The sequence below is a fragment of the Streptomyces sp. NPDC005566 genome (assembly GCF_040605575.1).
Taxonomy (GTDB): domain Bacteria; phylum Actinomycetota; class Actinomycetes; order Streptomycetales; family Streptomycetaceae; genus Streptomyces.
Genome location: NZ_JBEXDB010000005.1, coordinates 34,031 through 54,769 on the forward strand (window position 1 = coordinate 34,031; position 20,739 = coordinate 54,769).

The window sequence follows — 20,739 nt, forward strand, 5'->3', positions numbered from 1 at the left end:
CCGCACCCCCGCACCGCTCCCGCACAGCGCAGAACCGCTCGGCAGCCCGGAGCGGGCACCAGGCACCGGCCCCGGACCGGCAACCGGAAGGGGCCGCCCCGCTGGGGCATGCGGGTGGCCACCGGACTGTCCGTGCTGGTGCTCGGCGCGGGCGGGATCGGCCACGCCGTGGTGAGCAGCCTGGAGACGGGGATCGACCGGGTCGACCCTTTCAAGGACATGAAGAACCGGCCCCAGGGCAGCCACGGCATGAACTTCCTGCTGGTCGGCACCGACGGCCGGGAGAAGATCACCAAGGCGGAGAGGAAGAAGTACAGACTGGGCGGCGCACCCTGTCACTGCACCGACACCCTCATGCTCGTCCACCTCTCGGCCGACAAGCGGCGGGCGAGCGTCGTCAGCCTGCCCCGCGACAGCTACGCCGAGGTCCCGGCCCACACCGACCGGACCACCGGCAAGGAGCACTCCGCCCACCCGGTGAAGCTGAACGCCGCCTATGCGGAGGGCGGCCCGCAGCTGACCGTGCGCACCGTCGAGGGCATGACCGGCGTCAAGATCGACCACTACCTGGAGGTCGACTTCACCAGCTTCATGGAGACGGTCGACACCCTGGGAGGGGTGCAGATCTGCACCGCCAAGCCGCTCAAGGACTCCTACACGGGCTTGAAACTGGCTGCGGGCACCCACAAGCTGGACGGCGGCAGGGCCCTTCAGTACGTACGTTCCCGGCACATCGACGGGGCCGCCGACCTGGGCCGGATGCAGCGCCAGCAGAAGTTCATGGCCGCGCTGGTCAAGCAGACCACCAGCAGCGGTGTACTGATGAACCCGGTGAAGTTCCAGCAGGTCGCCTCGTCGATGCTCAGGTCGGTCCGTGCCGACAAGGGATTCGGCACGGATCAGATGCTGGAGCTCGGCAAGGCGATGCGTGGCTTCACCCCGGCCTCGTCGGAGTTCGCTTCCGTACCGATCAAGGACGGCAGTTACCCCGTCAAGGGCATCGGCTCCACGGTGAAGTGGGACACGAAGAAGTCGAGGAAGCTGTTCCGGGCGCTGCGCGAGGACAAGCCGCTCGCCCCCCACCTGCCGAAGCAGCCGAAGGCGACGATCGTCGGCGTGGCCCCGGAGCAGATCCGGGTGCAGGTCTACAACGGGACGCCGAAGGACGGGCTCGGTCAGAAGGTCGACGCGGCGCTGCGCGGCACCGGTTTCAACACCACCCGCTCCCCGCTGAACGGCGGCCCGCGCGACGTCGAGCGGACCGTGGTCAGCTACGACCCCCGGTGGGACCGGTCGGCAAAGGCCCTGGCGACGGCGCTGCCCGGGTGCGAGCTGAAGGCCGTGAAGGGGCTGGGCGGGACGATGAGGGTGGAGGCGGGATCCGACTTCACGAAGGTCCAGCGGGTCAAGGCCGAGGACCCGCAGCGGGGCGAGTTCGGCACGGTGACGGGCGACCAGGTGGTCTGCCCGTAACCCTCTCCCGGCCGCGGCCGGAGTGAAGGGGGTGCCGGTCCACGACCGGCGCCCCCTCTCCGCGTGCGGACCTCAGTCGTCGATGCCCTCGGCGGCGCGCCGCTCCCGCAGCTCCTTGATCGCACGGCGACGGGCGAGGCGGTGCGTACGCCGGATCTGGGCCTCCTGGTAGCGGCGCTTGTCGCGCTCCGTCTCCGGGACCACCTCGGGTACGCGGCGCGGCTTGCCGTCCTCGTCGACCGCCGCGAACACCAGATAGGCGCTCCCGACCTGCTGGGCCGGGGTCGACTCGTTCCACCGCTCGGCCAGGACGCGGACGCCGACCTCCATCGAGGAGCGGCCGGTCCAGTTCACCTGCGCGCGGACGTGAACAAGGTCACCGACGCGGACCGGCTCCAGGAAGACCATCTCGTCCATCGAAGCCGTCACGGCCGGGCCACCGGAGTGCCGACCGGCGACCGCACCCGCGGCGTCGTCGACCAGTTTCATGATCACACCGCCGTGCACCGTACCCAGGAGGTTGGTGTCGCTGCCGGTCATGATGTGGCTGAGGGTGGTCCGGGAGGCCGCGGTCGGCTTGGCCGGAACCTCGCCCTCCGGTGGCTGGGGCTGATCTGTCATGCCCTCCACCTTATGCGGGGGCTTGCCCCCGGTTGCATTGCATCAGATTCGCAACAGCCCTGGTCCGATTTCCGGTACACCCTGTAATACGTGCGGGCCGGGACGGCACACTGTTCCGCATGAACGATTGGCCCGAAGGACGGAACGGCGGACCCGGCGAGCGCTATGGGCAGGGCAGCGCGAACCCGCAGCCCGAGAGCGCCCGCGCCATGCCGCACGTCCGGCGGCGTCCCGCTCCGCCGCAGGGCGCACCGCAGGCCCCGCCCCGGATCCCCCCGCAGGGACAGGGTTACGCCGACGACGGTTACGACAGCGGCTACAACACGGGCCAGGTCTACGGCGGCGGCAACGGCGGCGGACAGGGCGGCGGCGGGTACGGCAGCGGCGGCAGCGACCGCGGCTATGTACAGGGCCGCCCCACGCCCAACTGGGGCCGGCGCATCAAGGTCGGCGCACTGACCCTCGTGGTCGCGCTGCTCGCGGTATCCATCGGCACGTACTTCTGGGCCGACGGCAAGCTCAAGCGCGAGGTCGACCTCTCCAAGGTCATCGACCGCCCCTCCGAGGGCGAGGGCACGAACTACCTGATCGTCGGTTCCGACAGCCGCGAGGGCATGACGGCCGAGGACAAGAAGAAGCTGCACACCGGCTCCGCCGAGGGCAAGCGCACCGACTCGATGATGATCCTGCACGACGGCTCCAACGGCCCGACGCTGATCTCCCTGCCCCGTGACTCGAACGTCGAGATCCCCTCGTTCGTCGGCTCCGAGTCCGGCAAGACCTTCAAGGGCACGGGCCGCACCACGAAGCTGAACGCCGCGTACGCGGAGGACGGCCCGGAGCTGCTGGTCCGCACGGTCGAGTTCAACACCGGGCTGCGCATCGACCACTACGTCGAAATCGGCTTCGGCGGCTTCGCCAAGATCGTGGACGCGATCGGCGGCGTGGAGCTGGACATCCCCAAGGCCTTCAAGGACAAGAAGTCCGGCGCCGACTTCCAGGCCGGCAAGCAGACACTGAACGGCGAGCAGTCACTCGCCTTCGTCCGCACCCGGTACGCGTTCGCGGGCAGCGACCTGGACCGTACGAAGAACCAGCAGAAGTTCCTCGCTGCGCTGGCCTCCCAGACGGCGACGCCGTCCACGGTCCTCAACCCGTTCAAGCTGTACCCGACCATGGGCGCCGGCCTGGACACGCTGATCGTCGACAAGGACATGTCGCTCTGGTCGCTGGGCAAGATGTTCTTCGCGATGAAGGGCGTCACGGGCGGCGAGGGCACGTCGATGAACATCCCGATCTCGGGCAGCACCGGCGGCAACCTGGTCTGGGACAAGGCCAAGGTCAAGCAGCTCGTGGAGCAGCTGAAGAACGACGAGAAGGTCACGGTCAAGGGCAACTGACCGACCGTATCCAGGAAGATCCGGACTGCTTGGCAGTCCGGATCTTCCCTGTTCCCCGAGCACCGCGCCTGCGCACCTGGCTGAGCCGAGCCACCTTCGCCGACGGGATCCTCCTGGCGCACGACCGGCGCCTGCCAGCGAAGCCTTCCGGAGCCGGGCAGGCCGCGAACACGCATGCGCCCTGCCCGCCGGTCACCAGCGTGCGTCCCGGACGCTCCGTTCAGCCACGAAAGCTGATGGTGCCCCGACGCCTCTCGCCGTCGAACTTCGAGCGGTCGACGGGCGGGCGTGGCATGGGGCGGGAGGCCATCAGTTTGATGGTGTCCCGGCCTGCCAGGGCTGCCTGCCACTGCCCCAGGTCCGGACGGGTGCCGTACGCGCCGGCCGCCTGGGTCCACAGGCGCTGCACCGCGGCCTCGCGGCGTTCGTCCAGCGTGCCCGGCACGGGGGCCAGATCCCTGCCCGGGGAGACATAGGCGTCCTGGGCGAGAACGCGGCCGATCATCAGGGCGGCCTTGTAGCGGTCGCTGTCGACGGAGGCCGTTCCCTTCGGCGCGTGGGGGTCCAGCCAGTCAGGCGTGTCGGCCTGGTCCAGCACCGGGCGCTGCCCGACAAGCCTGGCGCCGTCGCAGTCGAGCAGGTACGCCGCAGGGCCGGGCCGGACCGTCCACAGGACGTTGGCCTGCGACAGGTCTCCGATCACCAGGCCCATCGAGTGCAGCCACCGGTACATGTCCGTCAGCGCCACCACCAGCGTGTACCGCTCGGCGGGGGAGGGCTGCGCGACGGCCTGCCAGGCCGGCCTCGGTTCGCGCAGCAGGTACGCCAGTTCCGCCAGCTTGCTGTCCCCCCGTGATGTCGTCCACGTCATGGAGTCCGGGGCCCGGTACATGAGGAAACCGGTGACGAGCTGCCCGTCGACGACCCGGCACAAGGGCCAGGCCGTCTCACGGTCGAGCCGGTCCCGGCCCGCCGGGCCCAGGGCCTGGCGGAGCGAGACCAGGGCGGCGAGCGAGGCACCGTCGACCTTGTGGGGCTCCCGGTAGCTCTTGTAGAGCAGCCCTCCCGGGCCCTCGACCGCGTGGACCTCGCCCTGGCCGCCGTCCCCGACCTTGCCCAGCAGCTTCAGGGCCGCCCGGTGGACGTCACCGCCGTCGTGCTCGCTCATCCCCGCCCCTCCCACAGCACGATGGTGCTCCGGTCGTCGTCGTACGACTTCACCCGGAACTGTGCCTGCCACAGGAAGTCGGCCGGGCCCGGGACCGTACCGCTGCCCCAAGCCGCTGCCAGGAACTCGCGCATCTCCGGCTCCCCCGCGAGGGGTGTGGACAGCCCGTCGGTGCTGAGGACGAGGACGTCGCCCGGCGCGGCCGGGCCGATCAGGGAGGTCTCCGCCGTACGGGCGAGGGGCAGGGCGTCCGTGCGGGTATCGATCACACCGGAGCCCTCCGGGCCCTGGGCCTCGGTGATGTCCAGCAGCCATCTTCCCGCGCGCAGCAGCGCCGTACCACCGTCGCCGACGGCGAAGAATCCCCGGAGCCGGATGGCCGGATCGAGCGGCACGAGCAGCACGCGCAGGGTGGTCGCGTAGGCCGCAGGGTCGTGCGAACTGCTGCGCGCGTGGTCCGCGAGCAGGACGGCGATCTCGCCCACCACGGCGTCCGCCAGCTCGGCCAGCGCTGCCCCGTCACCCGCTGCCAGTACGGCGCAGAGCCGTTCCGCCGCACGGTCCAGATAGGCCGCCGCCAGCCGGCAGGCCTCGTTCGACCCGATGTGCGAGCGGGCCGCGGTGCCGACCCCGTCCGCCACGGCGAGCAGGAGCAGCTCACCCGTGCCGGGGCTGCCGATCCGGGTGACGCACAGGGCGTCCTGACGCGGCTCCCCGAGGTAGCGGTGGGAGTCGCCGCGGATCGACGCGGCGCGGACGCTCAACGCCCCGTGGTCCGCACCGTCCACGACGATGTCGGGCAGGACGGCGGCCGCCGGATCGGCCCCCGCGGAGGGCAGTTGCTGGGGGATCGGCGGGTACATCGGCGGCTTCCTGCCGCTGTGCGCGGGCTCGCCCAGTGTGGGAGGCGCGGGCCGTTCCACCGCGGTCGGGGGCAGGGCGTCGGTGGCTGCCGACGGGAGTGCCGGAGCGGAGGGCGGCGCCTGCGGGCCCAGGTCGAGGCCGGCCGCCGGGGTCGCCGGGACGGCCCGCTGTTCCCACCGGTACTGCCCGGGAAGTGACTGGGTGACCGGCCCGGAGACCGGCTGTCCCGGCCAGGGGTCGCCCAGGCCTTCCTGCTCCGGTGGTCCGTACCGGCGTTCCGGCGCCGGGTTCGGTTGCCCGCTCTGCCACGCCTCGCCCTGCCCCGGGCTTCCGTAGCGCTCGTACGGATCCCCTTCTCGGCGTGCGTACGGCTGCTCCTGCCCGGCCTCCGGCCAGTCCGTCTGCATCAACGGGCTCTCGGGAGTGGCGGCCACCAATCGCTCCGCCGTGCGCCAGGTCTCGTCCAGTGGATCGTTCGCGTCGTCCTGATTCCGCATCGTCGTCCTCAGAGCTTGTCGAGGGAGACGGTGGAGAAGCCCGGGACGGTCTCGTCGACGGCGAGCGTGAAGCCCGCGCCCCCGTCGGCGGCGATGCTGCTGGCCGACCGGACGATCGAGCGAGTCAGGCTGGAGGCGAACTCGCGCAGTGCCTGCGCCGGGGAGACCGTGGCGTCCTGTTGCATGAAGGCGCGGAAGTTGGCGACCTGGCCGATCGTGACGGCCTCCGCGTCCCCGATCCCGAAGGCGATGATCTTCGGGCAGTACCGCGACTCGGTCAGGGTCTTGTGGGCGTGCTCCCAGTCGTCGTCCGTGGGGCCGCCGTCCGACAGGAAGAAGGCGACCGGCCGATAGACCTCGTGCCCCTCCGCCTTGAGCGCGGCCACATCCCGCTCGATGCAGTGAAGAAGCGTGCGGAAGGCGTCCCCGTACGACGTCAGACCGCCGGCGGCGAGTGCGGGGACCTCGTCGATGTCGCTGAGGTCGACGAGCGGCTGGAGGACGCTGGCGCTGCTGGAGAAGCCGATCAGGCAGAACCGCGTCTTGTCCGCGACCGTCGGGTTGGTGCTGATCTCGTGGTGCAGTTCGGGCAGCGCGCTGTTGATCGCGTCGATGGGGGAGCCGGACATCGACCCCGACTCGTCGCACAGCAGATAGAAAGGAAGGATCTGCACGGTCTCGTACCTCCGTCGGTGCTGGTCAGTAGGTGTAGAAGTAGATTTCGAGGTCGGCGTGGCCCGCCGTGGCCCCGCCCTTCCAGAAGTCCCGGGTGGTGGTGTCCTCGAACATGTCGGGACGAGCCTTCGTCAGCAGCGAGTTGACCTCGTGCGCGTACGCGCCACCGGCCCCCGGATCGGAGTGCCTCCCGAAGGTGAGGACGAACGCGGCCTGGCGCCCCTCGTAGCGGGCTGTCACTGCGCGCAGCCGCTGCTCGATCCGGTGCCGGTCGCCGGGCTCCGCGGTGATGGAGACCTTCACCGGCTTCTTCAGCACGGCCCGGGGGCCGCTCGGTTTCGGTGAGGCCGACGGCTTCGGCTTCGCCGAGGCGGACGCGGGCGGTCCGGCCGCCGCGGCCAGCGGGTCACCGCGGTCTCCCATCGCAACCAGGGCCAGCACGAGCAACAGGTCGGCGAACAGCCACCCGGCCAGATGCAGCGGATTGAAGCGTGGCGCGCTCACCGCCCACCGCCCCGCGGCGGGGCGTCCCGGGGCGGGGCGTCCCGGGGCGGCAGGTCTTCCAGCCATACGTCCCCGGGTGACGCCCCCTCGGAGTCCTTCGCCAGGGAGACCGTGTTGTCGTGGGCAGATCGGCTCGACGGCACGGCGCCGGGCACGGTCGCGGACATGGGTGAGGACACCGTGGCCGGCAGGGTCGCCGCCACGGGGACCGCCGGAGGAACGCCCGTGATCCGGCCGAACTGCTCGGCGGCCCGCCGCAGCCCCTCCGTATGCTCGGTCAGCCGTCGGAGCGCCTCGTGCGACTCCGCGATGCTCCGGGCGGAGTCCTCGGTGACCTCACTCAGGCGCGCCAGCACCTGCGACGAGACGTCGGCGGCGACTTCGACACCGGTCGTGAAGGACCTCTGCGAGGCTGCGAGGGCGAGGACGGAGTCCTCGACCCGCTCGCCCGCCCGGTCCAGGACGTCCCGGATCTCCCCGCTCGCGCTCCTCGCCCCGTCCAGGGCCCTGCTCACCATCGTCCCGTTGTCGGACACCGCGGCGCCGACGTCCTTGGCGTTGTCCCGCACGGCGTCCTCGATGCGTCCTGCCGCCCTCTCCAGCGGGCGTACGGCGTGGTCGACGCCTGCCAGGCGCTCCTCGGCCCGCTCGACGGCCTCCCCGACGACCACGGCGGCCGAGGAGAGGTCCTTCTGCACTTTGACCGCCCGCGCACCGAGCCGGGTCAACGTAGCCGCCGCCTCGGTCAGTTCGGCGGCGAACCGCCGCGGTGAAGCCGTGCGGTGGACGTTCAGTACGAGCTGGGCACGGGTCAGGACCGGGACGAGGCGCCGCATCAGACGGTCCGCGTCCCGCGCCGCCTCCTCCTCACTGCGAGTGACGGAGGAACGCCGGATGCCGTGGACCAGCACGAGGAAGAAGAGCAGAGCGATGGCGGTGGTCGCACCGGTCGCCACGTGCCCGAAGGTGAACGCCCCCGCCAGATGTCCCTCGAACCCGCTCTGCCACAGCTGGAGGAAGGGCCTGGCAGCAGACTTCGGGTCGGCCCCGATCAGGGCCTGGTAGGCGCTGGACGCCTGCGTCAATCCGTACCAGGTCATCAGCAGGGGCACGAAGACCAGTGCCCCCAGGGCCGCTTCCAGCCACGACCAGACCTTGTTCCCCTCCCCCGGCCGGACTTGGGTGCTGATGCTCTCCGGGCGGGCGAAAGCGTGGAGCAGATCCAGGTCGACCCATGGATCGAGGCCTGCCATGTCCTTCGCGGCCAGCGCTTCGCCGAGAGAATGCAGTTCGTCGCGCCGGGAAGAGAGTCCCGACTCGACCGAGAGTTCCTTGACCTGCTTGGAGACCTCATGACGGTCCACCGGAGTCGCTACAGGCATATCTGTCCCTGATGAGAGAAATCCCCAAGGGGGCTCCCCACCCCGCGCCGCCTCGCCCCGAGCGAGAACGACGCAATGCCCCCGTGCGACGGCACAGCTACTCGCCGTGTCGTCGGCGGCCGAGCGTATCTCACGCTCCGTCAGGCGGCGCTAACATTCAGATCGTTGTTCCGGAACCGGAACGTATCGGCTGGGGGGCCCATGAGCACCGACGACCGACGGCGCGGCGTGATCCGACTCCGGGGCCAACAGCCCCCGGCCGCAGAGGAACGACGCGGACAGGCAGCAGCGGAGCCCGCGCCCCCCGTGCTGACCGGAAGTGCGCCTCGCGCCAGGTTCGGCAGGCGCGGCACGCTCCACGCCAACCTGAACTGGCGGCCCGGCGCCGACGCCGACGTCAACCTCTGCTGCCTGGTGTCGTTCAAGGACGGCACGGCACGGGTGGTGCAGGCTCTGGCCGATGCCCACGGTTCGCTGACCGAGTGGCCGTACATCGCGCTCGACCACGACGACCGCACCGGGGACTCCTCCGACGGGGAGACGCTGCGCGTCGACCTGGGCCGAGGGGCACTCTTCGACCGGCTGCTCTTCTTCGTCTACATCTACGAGGGTGCCGCCGACTTCCGCCGCCTCGGCGCGGCAGTGACGGTGACCTCACCCGACGACCCCGGCTGTCGGATCCTGCTGGACGACTCACCCGAAGGGGCCGTGGCCTGCGCCATCGCCCTCATCGCCCCGGACGACCGGGGGATCACGGTCCGCCGCGAGGTGCGCTGGTTCACGGACCTGCCCGGGGTCATCCTCCACGAACAGATCGACCGTGCCTACGGTTTCGGCCTGGACTGGACCCCGGCCGCGAAACCCCCGCGGGACCTCCGCGCCGAACTGCGTACGCGACCCACCGAACGCCCTTGACGGGCAACGGACGGGCCCGGCAATGACCGAGGAGGCCCCCACCGGACAGGTGGAAGCCTCCTCGGCCCTGCGGCACATCGAGCCTGCCGCTGGGTGCTACGGCAGGTTGCGGGCCATGACGATGCGCTGGACCTGGTTCGTGCCTTCGTAGATCTGCGTGATCTTCGCGTCGCGCATCATCCGCTCCACCGGGTAGTCCCGCGTGTAGCCGTAGCCGCCGAGCAGCTGGACGGCGTCCGTGGTGACCTCCATGGCGACGTCGGAGGCGAAGCACTTGGCCGCGGCGCCGAAGAAGGTGAGGTCGCCGTCGAGGCGCTCGGACTTGGCGGCGGCCGAGTAGGTGAGCTGGCGGGCCGCCTCCAGCTTCATCGCCATGTCGGCGAGCATGAACTGGATGCCCTGGAAGTCGCCGATCGGCTTGCCGAACTGCTTGCGCTCCTGGACGTAGCCCTTGGCGTAGTCGAGGGCGCCCTGCGCGATGCCGAGCGCCTGGGCCGCGATCGTGATGCGGGTGTGGTCCAGGGTCTTCATCGCCGTGGCGAAGCCGGTGCCCTCCTCGCCGATCATGCGGTCGGCGGGGATACGGACGTTGTCGAGGTAGACCTCGCGCGTCGGGGAGCCCTTGATGCCGAGCTTCTTCTCCGGGGCGCCGAAGGAGACACCCTCGTCCGACTTCTCGACGACGAACGCCGAGATGCCCTTGGAGCGCTTGGTCGGGTCGGTGACGGCCATGACCGTGTAGTAGTCGGAGACGCCCGCGTTGGTGATCCAGCGCTTCACACCGTTGAGGACCCAGAAGTCGCCGTCGCGGACGGCCTTGGTCTTCATGCCCGCAGCGTCGGAACCGGCGTCCGGCTCGGACAGCGCGTACGAGAACATCGCGTCGCCCTTGGCGAGCGGGCCCAGGTACTTCTTCTTGAGGTCCTCGGAGCCGGAGAGGATCACCGGGAGCGAACCGAGCTTGTTCACGGCCGGGATGAGGGAGGAGGACGCGCAGGCGCGGGCCACCTCCTCGATGACGATGACCGTCGCAAGGGCGTCGGCGCCGGCGCCGCCGTACTCCTCCGGGACGTGGACCGCGTGCAGGTCGGAGGCGACCAGGGCGTCCAGTGCCTCCTGCGGGAAGCGGGCGTCCTCGTCCACCTCGGCGGCGAACGGAGCGATCTTTGCCTCGGCGAGCGAACGGATCGTCTCGCGGAGCATGTCGTGCTCCTCGGCCGGACGGTAGAGGTCGAAGTCGGTCGAACCCGCCAAGACGTTCACTCCCCAAGGATGCTAACTACTGTTAAGTAACCCAATTTTAGTGGCCGGGGCTCGACCTGGCATACGGGCGGGGCACGTGAGCTTGCCGACAGCCGCAAAACGAGGTTCCTGCAGGCCCGGTTATGCTCGGCTCCGCACGTCTGTCCGCATCGTTCAGGAGCACCCCATGGCCCTCAGGATCACTGTGATCGGCACCGGCTACCTCGGCGCCACCCATGCCGCGGCCATGGCTGAGCTGGGCTTCGAAGTCCTCGGACTCGATGTCGTGCCGGAGAAGATCGAGATGCTCTCGGCCGGCAGGGTGCCGATGTACGAGCCGGGGCTCGAGGAGATCCTGCAGAAGCACGTCGAGGGCATCGAGGGCTCCAGCGGCCGGCTCCGGTTCACCACCTCCTGGGAGGAGGTCGGCGCCTTCGGCGATGTGCACTTCGTCTGCGTGAACACTCCGCAGAAGCACGGGGAGTACGCGGCCGACATGAGTTACGTGGACAGGGCCTTCGAGTCCCTGGCCCCGCAGCTGACACGGCCCGCGCTGGTGGTCGGGAAGTCCACCGTCCCGGTGGGTTCCGCCGCCCGGCTGGCCGCACGGCTGGCCGAGCTGTCCCCGGTGGGCACGGATGCGGAGCTGGCCTGGAACCCGGAGTTCCTGCGCGAGGGCTTCGCCGTGAACGACACCCTGCACCCGGACCGGATCGTCGTCGGGGTGGCGAGCGAGCGGGCAGAGAAGCTGCTGCGCGAGGTGTACGCGGGGCCGATCGGTGAGGGCTCGCCGTTCGTGGTGACGGACTTCCCCACCGCCGAGCTGGTGAAGACGTCGGCGAACTCGTTCCTGGCGACCAAGATCTCCTTCATCAACGCGATGGCCGAGGTCTGCGAGGCCGCCGACGGCGACGTGGTGAAGCTGGCCGAGGCGATCGGCCACGACGAGCGGATCGGGAAGAAGTTCCTGAGGGCCGGAATCGGGTTCGGCGGCGGCTGTCTGCCGAAGGACATCCGGGCGTTCATGGCACGCGCCGGTGAGCTGGGCGCGGACCAGGCGCTGACGTTCCTGCGCGAGGTCGACTCCATCAACATGCGCCGTCGCGGGCACATGGTCGAGCTCGCCCGCGAGGCGGTGGGCGGGGACTCGTTCCTCGGGCAGCGCGTCGCGGTGCTGGGCGCGACGTTCAAGCCGGACTCGGACGACGTACGGGACTCGCCTGCCCTGAACGTCGCCGGGCAGATCCATCTGCAGGGCGGCCAGGTCACGGTCTTCGACCCGAAGGGCATGGACAACGCCCGGCGACTCTTCCCCACCCTCGCCTACGCGGACACCGCGCTGGACGCGGTGCGCGGCGCGGATGTGGTGCTGCACCTGACGGAGTGGCGCGAGTTCCGCGAGCTGGACCCGGCGGCACTGGGCGAGGTGGCGGGGCGCCGGATCATCCTGGACGGCCGCAACGCGCTGGACCCGGCGGTGTGGCGTGAGGCGGGGTGGACGTACCGCGCCATGGGCCGGCCGAAGGCCTAGCCCCCGAAGGCCGGCCGGACGGGCCCGATGCGGCCCGCCCGGCGTGCGGTGCGGCTACACCGCAGGGCCGTCCAGTTCGTCGATCGTGGCGTGGGAGGGGCCGCGCCGTGCGCCGAGGTCGCGGGAGACCGCTTCCGCGTCCCGCAGGACACGTACGGCGTTCTGCCAGGTCAGCTTGGCGAGGTCGGCGTCCGACCAGCCCCGGGTGAGCAGCTCGGCGATCAGGTTCGGGTAGCCGGAGACGTCCTCCAGGCCCACGGGCAGGAACGCCGTGCCGTCGTAGTCGCCACCGATGCCGATGTGGTCGATCCCGGCGATCTCACGCATGTGGTCGAGGTGGTCGGCGATCGTCGACACGGTGGCCTTCGGCCGCGGGTGGGCCGCCTCGAAGTCCGCGTGGATCCGCATCGCCGTCGCGGTCGTGTCCAGGTGGTGCAGGCCGTGCTCCCGCATGTTGCGGTCGGCGGCGAGCGTCCAGGCGACTGCTGCCGGCAGGACGAACTTCGGCACGAAGGTCGCCATGGCCACTCCGCCGTTGGCCGCGAGCATCCGCAGCACGTCGTCGGGGACGTTGCGCGGGTGGTCGCAGACCGCCCGGGCGGAGGAGTGCGAGAAGATCACCGGCGCGACGGAGGTGGCGAGCGCGTCGCGCATCGTGGTCGCCGCCACGTGCGAGAGGTCGACGAGCATGCCGATGCGGTTCATTTCCCGTACGACCTCGCGGCCGAACTCCGACAGGCCGCCGACCTGCGCGGAGTCGGTCGCCGAGTCCGCCCAGTCGGTGTTGTCGTTGTGCGTCAGCGTCATGTAGCGGACGCCGAGGGTGTGCAGGGCGCGCAGGGTGCCCAGGGAGTTGTTGATGGAGTGGCCGCCCTCGGCGCCCATCAGGGACGCGATGCGGCCTTCGGCGCGGGCCTTCTCCATGTCGTCCGCGGTCAGGGCGCGCCGCAGGTCCGCCGGGTGGCGTTCCAGCAGCTCGGCGACCACGTCGATCTGCTCCAGCGTGGCGCTGACCGCGTCGTCGCCGGTCAGGCGGGTGGAGACGTAGACGGACCAGAACTGTGCGCCGACGCCGCCGGCCCGCAGGCGCGGGATGTCGGTGTGCAGGGCGCCGGTCTGGTCGGTGGCGATGTCGCGGGCGTCCAGGTCGTAGGCGACCTGCTCGCGCAGGGCCCAGGGGAGGTCGTTGTGGCCGTCGACGACGGGGTTCTCGGCGAGGAGCAGCCGGGCGCGGTCCAGGTTGTCCATGGGGCGCCTACTTCCCGAAGCCGAAGGAGTCCGAACCCTCGACCTTGGCCCGGAGGCGCTTGCCCTTCTCCGTCGCCTGGCCGTTCAGCTCCTGCTGGAAGTCCTTCATGCGGGCCAGCAGCTCAGCGTCGTGGGCGGCGAGGATCCGGGCGGCGAGCAGCCCCGCGTTGCGTGCGCCGCCGACCGAGACGGTGGCGACGGGGACTCCGGCCGGCATCTGCACGATGGAGAGCAGGCTGTCCATGCCGTCCAGGTACTTCAGCGGGACGGGAACGCCGATGACGGGCAGCGGGGTCACGGAGGCGAGCATGCCGGGCAGGTGGGCCGCTCCCCCGGCTCCCGCGATGATCGCCTTCAGGCCGCGGTCCGCCGCCTGCTCGCCGTACGCGACCATCTCGCGCGGCATGCGGTGGGCGGAGACGACGTCGACCTCGTAGCGGATCTCGAACTCGTCGAGTGCCTTCGCGGCCGCTTCCATGACGGGCCAGTCGGAGTCCGAGCCCATGACGATGCCGATGACAGGGGCGGTACCGGGGGAAGTCATTCGGTGATTGTTCCTCGCAGGTAGTCGGCCGCGTGCCGGGCGCGCTCCCGCACGTCCGCCAGGTCGTCGCCGTAGGTGTTGACGTGGCCGACCTTGCGGCCGGGCTTCACGTCCTTGCCGTACATGTGGATCTTGAGCTGCGGGTCGCGGGCCATGCAGTGCAGGTACGCCTGGTACATGTCCGGGTAGTCGCCGCCCAGGACGTTGCACATGACCGTCCAGGTGGCGCGCGGGCGCGGGTCCCCGAGCGGGAGGTCCAGGACGGCCCGCACGTGGTTGGCGAACTGGGAGGTGATCGCGCCGTCCTGGGTCCAGTGCCCGGAGTTGTGCGGGCGCATCGCCAGCTCGTTCACGAGGATGCGACCGTCGCGGGTCTCGAACAGTTCGACCGCGAGGTGGCCGACGACACCGAGCTCGGCGGCGATCCGCAGGGCGAGCTGCTGGGCCTCACCGGCCAGCCGCTCGTCCAGCTCGGGGGCCGGGGCGATGACCGTGTCGCAGACGCCATCGACCTGGATGGACTCGACGACCGGGTAGGCGACGGCCTGGCCGTGCGGCGAGCGGACGATGTTGGCCGCCAGCTCCCGTACGAAGTCGACCTTCTCCTCGGCGAGGACCGGGACACCGGCGCGGAAGGGCTCGGAGGCGTCCGCCTCGGAGCGGACCACCCACACGCCCTTGCCGTCGTAGCCGCCGCGGACCGTCTTGAGGATGACGGGGAAGCCCCCCACCTCCTCGGCGAACGCCACGGCGTCCGCCGGGTCCGCCACGAGGCGGTGGCGGGGGCAGGGCGCACCGATCTCCGTGAGCTTCGCGCGCATCACCCCCTTGTCCTGGGCGTGCACCAGCGCATCGGGGCCGGGGCGGACGGGAATGCCGTCCGCCTCCAGGGCCCGCAGATGCTCGGTCGGCACATGCTCGTGATCGAAGGTGATCACGTCGCAGCCGCGCGCGAAGGCGCGCAGCGTCTCCAGGTCGCGATAGTCGCCGACGACGACTTCGCTCACCACCTGGGCTGCCGAATCCTGAGGAGTGTCACTGAGGAGCTTGAACTTGAGGCCGAGGGGGATGCCCGCCTCGTGGGTCATACGGGCGAGCTGACCGCCGCCGACCATGCCGACTACCGGGAACGTCACGCGTCCAGGGTATCCGGCGCGCCGGGGCTTCCCCCACCCTCTCCTCCCACGGGCCCCCGTCACAGCCTCGCCACACCTCACCGGGAGCGCACGGGCATCACACGGGAGGGCTGGTTAGCATGGCCGGGTTGACGAAACCGAACGGATGGGGCTGAGCGATCATCATGAGCGAACGGGGCGCACTGCGGGCCCGGCTTGATCTGCTTGCCCGGGAGGTCGCCAAGTTCGGCGCGGTCGGCGCGCTGGGCCTGGTGGTCAACATCGCGGTCTTCAACCTGGTCCGCCACACCACGGACCTCCAGGTGGTCCGGGCCAGCGTCCTGGCAACGTTCGTCGCCATCCTCTTCAACTACGTCGGCTTCCGTTACTGGACTTACCGGGACCGCGACAAGTCAGGCCGGACCCGGGAGCTGATGCTCTTCCTGCTGTTCAGCGCCGCGGGTGCGGTGATCGAGAACGGTGTGCTGTACGCCGCGACGTACGGCTTCGGGTGGAACAGTCCGGTGCAGAGCAATGTGTTCAAGATCGTCGGGATCGGCGTCGCCACCCTGTTCCGCTTCTGGTCGTACCGCACCTGGGTGTTCAAGGCGCTGCCCGCCGAGGAGGCCGTGCCCCCAGAGGAGGCCGTGCCCGCAGAGAAGGCGCTGCCCGAGGAGGCCGTGCCGGACGCGGAGCGATTTCTGGAGCAGCGACGAGCCGCCGGCGAGGTAGCGCCCGATCCCGTTCACCCCTGAGCGCTCAGCGCACCGGGCGTTCCCGTTCCTTGCGGTTCGGTGCGATCCGGCTGAGGAAGAGGGCGAAGACCGGGGGCTGCTGCTGGAGCAGTTCGAGCCGGCCGCCGTCGGCCTCGGCGAGGTCGCGGGCGACGGCGAGGCCGATCCCGGTGGAATTGCGTCCGCTGATGGTCCGCTCGAAGATCCGCGCCCCGAGGTCGGCGGGGACGCCCGGGCCCTCGTCCGTCACCTCGATGACGACCTGGTTCCCGGTGACACGGGTGCGCAGCGCCACCGTGCCGCCGCCGTGCATCAGTGAGTTCTCGATGAGTGCGGCGAGCACCTGGGCGACCGCGCCGGGAGTGCCGACCGCCTTCAGTCCGTGCTTGCCCGAGCAGACGACGGCGCGGCCCGCACTGCGGTAGGCCGGGCGCCACTCCTCGAGCTGCTGCTTGACGACCTCGTCGAGATCGAAGGAGACCGCGGAACCCGTGCGCGCGTCCCGGGCGTTGGTCAGCAGCCGTTCCACCACGTCCGTGAGCCGCTCGACCTGGGTGAGCGCGATGCTCGCCTCCTCCTTCACCGTGTCCGGGTCGTCGGTGACGGAGATCTCCTCGATCCGCATCGAGAGCGCGGTCAGGGGGGTGCGCAGCTGGTGCGAGGCGTCCGCGGCAAGGCGTCGTTCCGCGGTCAGCATCCGGGCGATCCGCTCGGCGGAGGCGTCCAGGACGTCGGCGACCCGGTCCAGCTCCGTCACCCCGTACCGCTTGTGCCTGGGGCGCGGGTCACCGGAACCGAGGCGTTCCGCCGTCTCCGCGAGGTCCGTGAGCGGCGAGGTCAGCCGGTTGGCCTGGCGTACGGCGAGGAGTACGGCCGAGATGATCGCGAGGAGCGCCACCGCGCCGATGATGAGCAGGGTCCGGCCGACCTCACGGGTGACGGCCGAGCGGGACTCCTCGACGGTGACCTTCTCGCCCTGCTCGCCCGTCTCCGTGCTGCGGATGACGCTGCCCTCGGGGCGCTCGCCGACCTCGATGGGGGGCCGCCCCGGGATCTCGACCCGTGCGTAACGGCTGGGGTCGACCTGTTCGGACAGGACGACCGGGGTGATGCGCTCCGCGCCGAGCAGCCGGCTCTCGACGACGCTGATCAGCCGGAGCGACTCGGAGTCGACGCTCTCCTGGGCACTGTTGCTGATGGTTCGGGTCTCGACGATGACGAGGGAGACGCCGAAGACGGCAATCACCACGAGCACCACGGCGAGCGTGGAGTTGATCAGTCGACGGCGCATGAGTGTTTCTGTACGTCAGCTCTTCTCGAAGCGGAAGCCGACGCCCCGGACGGTCGCGATGTAACGGGGATTGGCGGCGTCGTCACCGAGCTTCTTGCGGAGCCAGGAGATGTGCATGTCGAGGGTCTTCGTGGAGGACCACCACGTGGTGTCCCAGACCTCGCGCATCAGCTGGTCGCGGGTGACGACCCGGCCTGCGTCCCGGACGAGGACCCGGAGCAGGTCGAACTCCTTGGCGGTGAGCTGGAGTTCCTCCTCGCCCATCCAGGCCCGGTGGGACTCCACGTCGATCCTGACCCCGTGGGTGGCGGGCTGCGGGGCGGACTCGGTGGCGCCGCGGCGCAGCAGGGCGCGGACCCGGGCGAGGAGCTCGGCGAGACGGAACGGCTTGGTGACGTAGTCGTCGGCCCCGGCGTCCAGGCCGACCACGGTGTCCACCTCGTCGGCCCGCGCGGTCAGCACGAGGATCGGCACGGCGTGACCGTCGGCGCGCAGCCGCCGCGCGACCTCCAGGCCGTCCATCCCGGGGAGTCCCAGGTCGAGCACGACCAGGTCGACGCCGCCCTGCAGCCCGGCGTCGAGTGCGGTCGGGCCGTCCTCGCGGACCTCGACCTCGTAACCCTCTCGACGCAGGGCACGGGCCAGAGGCTCCGAGATGGATGCGTCGTCCTCGGCGAGCAGTACACGGGTCATGCAGTGATGGTAGTCCGCACAGGGCACCCGAGGTGAGGCGCTCATGGAGACCTGCGGGACAGGGCCATGAATCGGTCATCCTCCTTTGAATATGCGACTCTGGTTCCATAGCAACCTGTGATCCATGTCTCAAGTCCTTTCATATCCCCGTGTGTCGTGTCGTATGGTGGCTCGACGCCTGTTGCACTACAGAACGACCTTTGGGCAGCGTTTCGCGCCAAAGGTCGCTTTTATGTGCGGGCCGGTTCATACCGGCCCTGATCAGTGAATGACCTGTGAGCCGGGCCCGGGGTGCGAACACGCGCGCCGGGTGTGGATCCCGGTGCGGTCGGTCCCACGACTCCGCCCCGACTCCCTGCGGAGCCGACGGCCGGATCGAATCCCCTTGAGGCGTCGGGGGGTGGGGCGCGGCCGTACCGGTGCCGGCTACCCCCCACCGGGCGCGTCACTCTCGCGAGGCACGCGTCCCGACCAGCAAGGATCGACCATGGCGTCCAGCCTGACGAAGGCTCCCGTCGGCCCGACCGGCGGCAAGACCTTCTTCGGCCACCCTCGCGGCCTGGCCACTCTCTTCATGACCGAGATGTGGGAGCGCTTCAGCTATTACGGCATGAGGGCACTCCTCGTGCTCTACCTGGTCTCCGGCGGCGTCGACGCGGCGGACGGCAGCCAGGGCGGCGGCCTCGCGATGGCCGCGACCACCGCATCGGCGATCTACGCCGTCTACGTGTCGATGGTCTACCTCATGGCCATGCCGGGCGGCTGGTTCGGAGACCGCGTCTGGGGCGCTCGCAAGACCGTCGCCATCGCGTCCTTCGTGATCATGGCGGGTCACCTCTCGCTGGCCGTTCCCGGCCAGGCGATGTTCTTCCTCGGCCTGATCCTCGTGGCCGTCGGTTCCGGCCTGCTGAAGGCCAACATCTCCACGATGGTCGGCCACCTCTACGACGGTGCGGACGACCCGCGCCGTGACGGTGGCTTCACGATCTTCTACATGGGCATCAACCTCGGCGCCTTCGCCGCCCCGTTGATCATCGGAACCGTCGGTGAGAAGCACAACTGGCACTACGGCTTCGCGCTCGCCGCGCTCGGCATGGGTCTCGGCCTGGTCCAGTTCCTCATCGGCACGCGCAATCTGAGCCCGAAGAGCAGCGTCATCCCGAACCCCCTGAGCCCCGAGGAACGCAAGAACGTCCTCACCAAGGTGGCCCTCGCGGTCGCCGCAGCCGCCGTCTTCTACGGCGCCGTCGTCGCCCTGGGCATGTACACCCTGAACTGGGCCCTGGTGCCGCTGACCCTGGCGGGGCTGATCATCCCGATCGCCGTCCTGGCCCGCATCAAGCGCGACAGGAGCCTCAGCGACGCCGAGCAGTCGAAGATGTCCGGCTACATCTGGTTCTTCGTCGCCGCAGCCATCTTCTGGATGATCTACGACCAGGGTGGTTCCACCCTGGCGCTGTTCGCGGACAGCAAGACCGGCGACTCCGTGCTCGGCTTCAGCTTCCCGGCCACCTGGTTCCAGTCGCTGAACCCGCTGTTCATCATGGCACTGGCCCCGGTCTTCGCCTGGCTGTGGTTGTGGCTGGCCCGCAAGAACCAGGAGCCCAGCACCGTCGTGAAGTTCGCGATGGCCCTGGTCCTCGTCGGTGCGTCGTTCTTCGTCTTCATCGTGCCGATGGGCATGGCCGGTGACGGCACGATGGTCAGCCCGATGTGGCTGGTCTCGATCTACATGATCCAGACGATCGCCGAGCTGTGCCTCTCCCCGGTCGGTCTCTCCGTGACGACCAAGATGGCCCCGAAGAAGTACGCCTCCCAGATGATGGGCGTCTGGTTCCTCGCCGTCACCGCCGGTGACTGCGCGACCGGCCTGCTCTCCCTGGCGGGAGTCAGCCTGAACGGCACGGGCATCATCGCCATGCAGGCGGCGCTCGCAGCCCTGGCCGGTGTCGCGATCTACATGTACCGCGGCAAGGTCAAGGCGCTCATGGGCAACGTCCGCTGACACGGACTCCTCCCGCGCCGAGGGCCGTCGCACCGATCCGGTGCGACGGCCCTCCGTCGTATCCCCGTAGGCGGAGGCTTGCCCCCCGTGAGCTGAACCGTGCCTTCCGTGAGCGGAGGCGTGCCCGCAGGGAAATTCCGTCGGTACCCGCCGGGAAACGACGAAGAGCGCGCCCGACGGGCGCGCTCTTCTACGGCAGGACGGAAGGAAAGGGGCTACGCGGGCGCCGCCAGCTCCGCCCACACGGTCTTGCCGGGTGCGTCCGGCGTGCGCATGACTCCCCAGTCCAGGCAGAGCCGCTGCACGATGAACATGCCGTGTCCGCCGGGCCGCCCCGCGCGGTGCGGGGTGCGCGGCGACGGCTGCCCCGCGCCCCGGTCGACGACCTCCACCCGCAGCACTTTGGGCGAGCAGGCGATACGGAGCTCCTCAGGACCGCCCGCGTGCAGGCAGGCGTTCGTGACGAGCTCGGAGACGACGAGCAGGACGTCCTCGGCGGCGGCACGGCGATCGGCGCCGGACGCCGGGAGCCAGCCCCAGTCGTGCAGGGCCTGCCGGGCGAAGTCCCGGGCCATCGGCACGATGCCACTGGCCTGCTTCAGGGAGAGGGTTCGCCACTGCCGGTCCGCTGGTACGGCGGAGGCAGCGCCCTCGCCGTCCGGCTCGCGGCCGAGGCCGCCCGGCGGATGCTGCCGGGTGGTGCTCATCAGCGCTTCACCTCACCGATTCACCGTGTTGCCATCGAACAGATACTGATCAGATACAGAGTGTGCCGGGTCCGTGACCCCACCGGGGTGTCTCCTGCCCTGCCGAGTCGTGACAACACCCACTTCGGCT

19 protein-coding genes are annotated in these 20,739 nt (G+C 70.2%); 6 read left to right on the forward strand and 13 right to left on the reverse strand.

Annotated features, from left to right (window positions below):
• Positions 1-108: 108 nt before the first annotated feature.
• Positions 109-1,473: an LCP family protein gene (locus ABZS61_RS09310; protein ID WP_356417830.1), complete on the forward strand. Its 1,365-nt coding sequence runs from the start codon at positions 109-111 to the stop codon at positions 1,471-1,473.
• A 72-nt stretch (positions 1,474-1,545) separates the two neighbouring features.
• Here ABZS61_RS09310 and ABZS61_RS09315 read toward each other — a convergent pair whose 3' ends face one another.
• A complete protein-coding gene (locus ABZS61_RS09315; protein WP_356417556.1) occupies positions 1,546-2,094 on the reverse strand; it encodes an acyl-CoA thioesterase in 549 nt (182 codons plus the stop codon).
• A 119-nt stretch (positions 2,095-2,213) separates the two neighbouring features.
• Here ABZS61_RS09315 and ABZS61_RS09320 point away from each other — a divergent pair, with 119 nt between their 5' ends.
• Entirely contained in the window at positions 2,214-3,494 is a 1,281-nt protein-coding gene (locus ABZS61_RS09320; protein WP_356417557.1) for an LCP family protein, read from the forward strand.
• A gap of 220 nt (positions 3,495-3,714) precedes the next feature.
• Here the strand turns inward: ABZS61_RS09320 and ABZS61_RS09325 are convergent, their stop codons facing one another.
• Genes ABZS61_RS09325 through ABZS61_RS09345 form a run of 5 tightly spaced genes read right to left on the reverse strand, consistent with a single transcriptional unit; the run spans position 3,715 to position 8,584 of the window.
• Positions 3,715-4,662, reverse strand: coding sequence for a hypothetical protein (locus tag ABZS61_RS09325; protein ID WP_356417558.1), 948 nt, complete (start codon positions 4,660-4,662; stop codon positions 3,715-3,717).
• The gene (locus ABZS61_RS09330; RefSeq protein ID WP_356417559.1) at positions 4,659-6,023 is read right to left on the reverse strand and encodes a protein phosphatase 2C domain-containing protein; all 1,365 of its coding nucleotides are present in this window, start codon (positions 6,021-6,023) and stop codon (positions 4,659-4,661) included. The genes ABZS61_RS09325 and ABZS61_RS09330 overlap by 4 nt, the downstream gene beginning before the upstream one ends.
• An 8-nt stretch (positions 6,024-6,031) precedes the next feature.
• Complete coding sequence (locus tag ABZS61_RS09335; protein WP_356417560.1) at positions 6,032-6,697, reverse strand: VWA domain-containing protein; 666 nt, start codon at positions 6,695-6,697, stop codon at positions 6,032-6,034.
• A 25-nt stretch (positions 6,698-6,722) separates the two neighbouring features.
• Positions 6,723-7,202, reverse strand: a complete 480-nt coding sequence (locus ABZS61_RS09340) for a hypothetical protein (protein ID WP_356417561.1) — start codon at positions 7,200-7,202, stop codon at positions 6,723-6,725.
• Positions 7,199-8,584 carry a methyl-accepting chemotaxis protein gene (locus ABZS61_RS09345; protein WP_356417562.1) on the reverse strand — a complete coding sequence of 462 codons (1,386 nt, stop codon included), beginning with the start codon at positions 8,582-8,584 and terminating at the stop codon, positions 7,199-7,201. Before ABZS61_RS09345 ends, ABZS61_RS09340 begins: the two co-directional genes overlap by 4 nt.
• A gap of 201 nt (positions 8,585-8,785) precedes the next feature.
• Here ABZS61_RS09345 and ABZS61_RS09350 point away from each other — a divergent pair, with 201 nt between their 5' ends.
• Complete coding sequence (locus ABZS61_RS09350) at positions 8,786-9,499, forward strand: tellurium resistance protein TerA (protein WP_356417563.1); 714 nt, start codon at positions 8,786-8,788, stop codon at positions 9,497-9,499.
• A gap of 96 nt (positions 9,500-9,595) precedes the next feature.
• Here the strand turns inward: ABZS61_RS09350 and ABZS61_RS09355 are convergent, their stop codons facing one another.
• Positions 9,596-10,753, reverse strand: a complete 1,158-nt coding sequence (locus ABZS61_RS09355) for an acyl-CoA dehydrogenase (protein ID WP_356417831.1) — start codon at positions 10,751-10,753, stop codon at positions 9,596-9,598.
• 175 nt (positions 10,754-10,928) lie between these two features.
• Between ABZS61_RS09355 and ABZS61_RS09360 the strand changes: the two genes are divergently transcribed.
• A complete protein-coding gene (locus tag ABZS61_RS09360) occupies positions 10,929-12,272 on the forward strand; it encodes a UDP-glucose/GDP-mannose dehydrogenase family protein (protein ID WP_356417564.1) in 1,344 nt (447 codons plus the stop codon).
• A gap of 54 nt (positions 12,273-12,326) precedes the next feature.
• Here the strand turns inward: ABZS61_RS09360 and ABZS61_RS09365 are convergent, their stop codons facing one another.
• Genes ABZS61_RS09365 through ABZS61_RS09375 form a run of 3 tightly spaced genes read right to left on the reverse strand, consistent with a single transcriptional unit; the run spans position 12,327 to position 15,200 of the window.
• Complete coding sequence (locus ABZS61_RS09365) at positions 12,327-13,520, reverse strand: dipeptidase (protein WP_356417565.1); 1,194 nt, start codon at positions 13,518-13,520, stop codon at positions 12,327-12,329.
• 7 nt (positions 13,521-13,527) lie between these two features.
• Complete coding sequence (gene purE, locus ABZS61_RS09370) at positions 13,528-14,064, reverse strand: 5-(carboxyamino)imidazole ribonucleotide mutase (protein WP_356417566.1); 537 nt, start codon at positions 14,062-14,064, stop codon at positions 13,528-13,530.
• Positions 14,061-15,200: a 5-(carboxyamino)imidazole ribonucleotide synthase gene (locus tag ABZS61_RS09375; protein WP_356417567.1), complete on the reverse strand. Its 1,140-nt coding sequence runs from the start codon at positions 15,198-15,200 to the stop codon at positions 14,061-14,063. Before ABZS61_RS09375 ends, purE begins: the two co-directional genes overlap by 4 nt.
• 164 nt (positions 15,201-15,364) lie before the next feature.
• Here ABZS61_RS09375 and ABZS61_RS09380 point away from each other — a divergent pair, with 164 nt between their 5' ends.
• The gene (locus ABZS61_RS09380) at positions 15,365-15,934 is read left to right on the forward strand and encodes a GtrA family protein (protein WP_356417568.1); all 570 of its coding nucleotides are present in this window, start codon (positions 15,365-15,367) and stop codon (positions 15,932-15,934) included.
• A 4-nt stretch (positions 15,935-15,938) separates the two neighbouring features.
• Here ABZS61_RS09380 and ABZS61_RS09385 read toward each other — a convergent pair whose 3' ends face one another.
• Both ABZS61_RS09385 and ABZS61_RS09390 read right to left on the reverse strand, forming a co-directional pair.
• On the reverse strand, positions 15,939-17,204 hold the full coding sequence (locus ABZS61_RS09385; RefSeq protein WP_356417569.1) for an ATP-binding protein: 1,266 nt from the start codon (positions 17,202-17,204) through the stop codon (positions 15,939-15,941).
• 15 nt (positions 17,205-17,219) lie between these two features.
• Positions 17,220-17,897 (reverse strand): response regulator transcription factor, encoded by a 678-nt coding sequence (locus tag ABZS61_RS09390; RefSeq protein ID WP_329210334.1) that lies wholly within the window; start codon positions 17,895-17,897, stop codon positions 17,220-17,222.
• Positions 17,898-18,384: 487 nt separating this feature from the next.
• Here ABZS61_RS09390 and ABZS61_RS09395 point away from each other — a divergent pair, with 487 nt between their 5' ends.
• The gene (locus ABZS61_RS09395) at positions 18,385-19,902 is read left to right on the forward strand and encodes an oligopeptide:H+ symporter (protein WP_356417570.1); all 1,518 of its coding nucleotides are present in this window, start codon (positions 18,385-18,387) and stop codon (positions 19,900-19,902) included.
• A 215-nt stretch (positions 19,903-20,117) separates the two neighbouring features.
• Here ABZS61_RS09395 and ABZS61_RS09400 read toward each other — a convergent pair whose 3' ends face one another.
• Positions 20,118-20,609: an ATP-binding protein gene (locus ABZS61_RS09400; protein ID WP_356417571.1), complete on the reverse strand. Its 492-nt coding sequence runs from the start codon at positions 20,607-20,609 to the stop codon at positions 20,118-20,120.
• Between the last annotated feature and the right edge of the window lie 130 nt (positions 20,610-20,739).

Excerpts from the sequence above, each read along its gene's own strand:
- ABZS61_RS09395 (WP_356417570.1), top strand. The coding sequence starts at position 18,385 with ATGGCGTCCAGCCTGACGAAGGCTCCCGTCGGCCCGACCGGCGGCAAG.
- ABZS61_RS09315 (WP_356417556.1), bottom strand. The coding sequence starts at position 2,094 with ATGACAGATCAGCCCCAGCCACCGGAGGGCGAGGTTCCGGCCAAGCCG.
- ABZS61_RS09310 (WP_356417830.1), top strand. The coding sequence starts at position 109 with ATGCGGGTGGCCACCGGACTGTCCGTGCTGGTGCTCGGCGCGGGCGGG.
- ABZS61_RS09400 (WP_356417571.1), bottom strand. The coding sequence starts at position 20,609 with ATGAGCACCACCCGGCAGCATCCGCCGGGCGGCCTCGGCCGCGAGCCG.
- ABZS61_RS09380 (WP_356417568.1), top strand. The coding sequence starts at position 15,365 with ATGAGCGAACGGGGCGCACTGCGGGCCCGGCTTGATCTGCTTGCCCGG.
- ABZS61_RS09345 (WP_356417562.1), bottom strand. The coding sequence starts at position 8,584 with ATGCCTGTAGCGACTCCGGTGGACCGTCATGAGGTCTCCAAGCAGGTC.
- ABZS61_RS09325 (WP_356417558.1), bottom strand. The coding sequence starts at position 4,662 with ATGAGCGAGCACGACGGCGGTGACGTCCACCGGGCGGCCCTGAAGCTG.
- purE (WP_356417566.1), bottom strand. The coding sequence starts at position 14,064 with ATGACTTCCCCCGGTACCGCCCCTGTCATCGGCATCGTCATGGGCTCG.
- ABZS61_RS09320 (WP_356417557.1), top strand. The coding sequence starts at position 2,214 with ATGAACGATTGGCCCGAAGGACGGAACGGCGGACCCGGCGAGCGCTAT.
- ABZS61_RS09390 (WP_329210334.1), bottom strand. The coding sequence starts at position 17,897 with ATGACCCGTGTACTGCTCGCCGAGGACGACGCATCCATCTCGGAGCCT.
- ABZS61_RS09330 (WP_356417559.1), bottom strand. The coding sequence starts at position 6,023 with ATGCGGAATCAGGACGACGCGAACGATCCACTGGACGAGACCTGGCGC.
- ABZS61_RS09365 (WP_356417565.1), bottom strand. The coding sequence starts at position 13,520 with ATGGACAACCTGGACCGCGCCCGGCTGCTCCTCGCCGAGAACCCCGTC.
- ABZS61_RS09360 (WP_356417564.1), top strand. The coding sequence starts at position 10,929 with ATGGCCCTCAGGATCACTGTGATCGGCACCGGCTACCTCGGCGCCACC.
- ABZS61_RS09385 (WP_356417569.1), bottom strand. The coding sequence starts at position 17,204 with ATGCGCCGTCGACTGATCAACTCCACGCTCGCCGTGGTGCTCGTGGTG.
- ABZS61_RS09350 (WP_356417563.1), top strand. The coding sequence starts at position 8,786 with ATGAGCACCGACGACCGACGGCGCGGCGTGATCCGACTCCGGGGCCAA.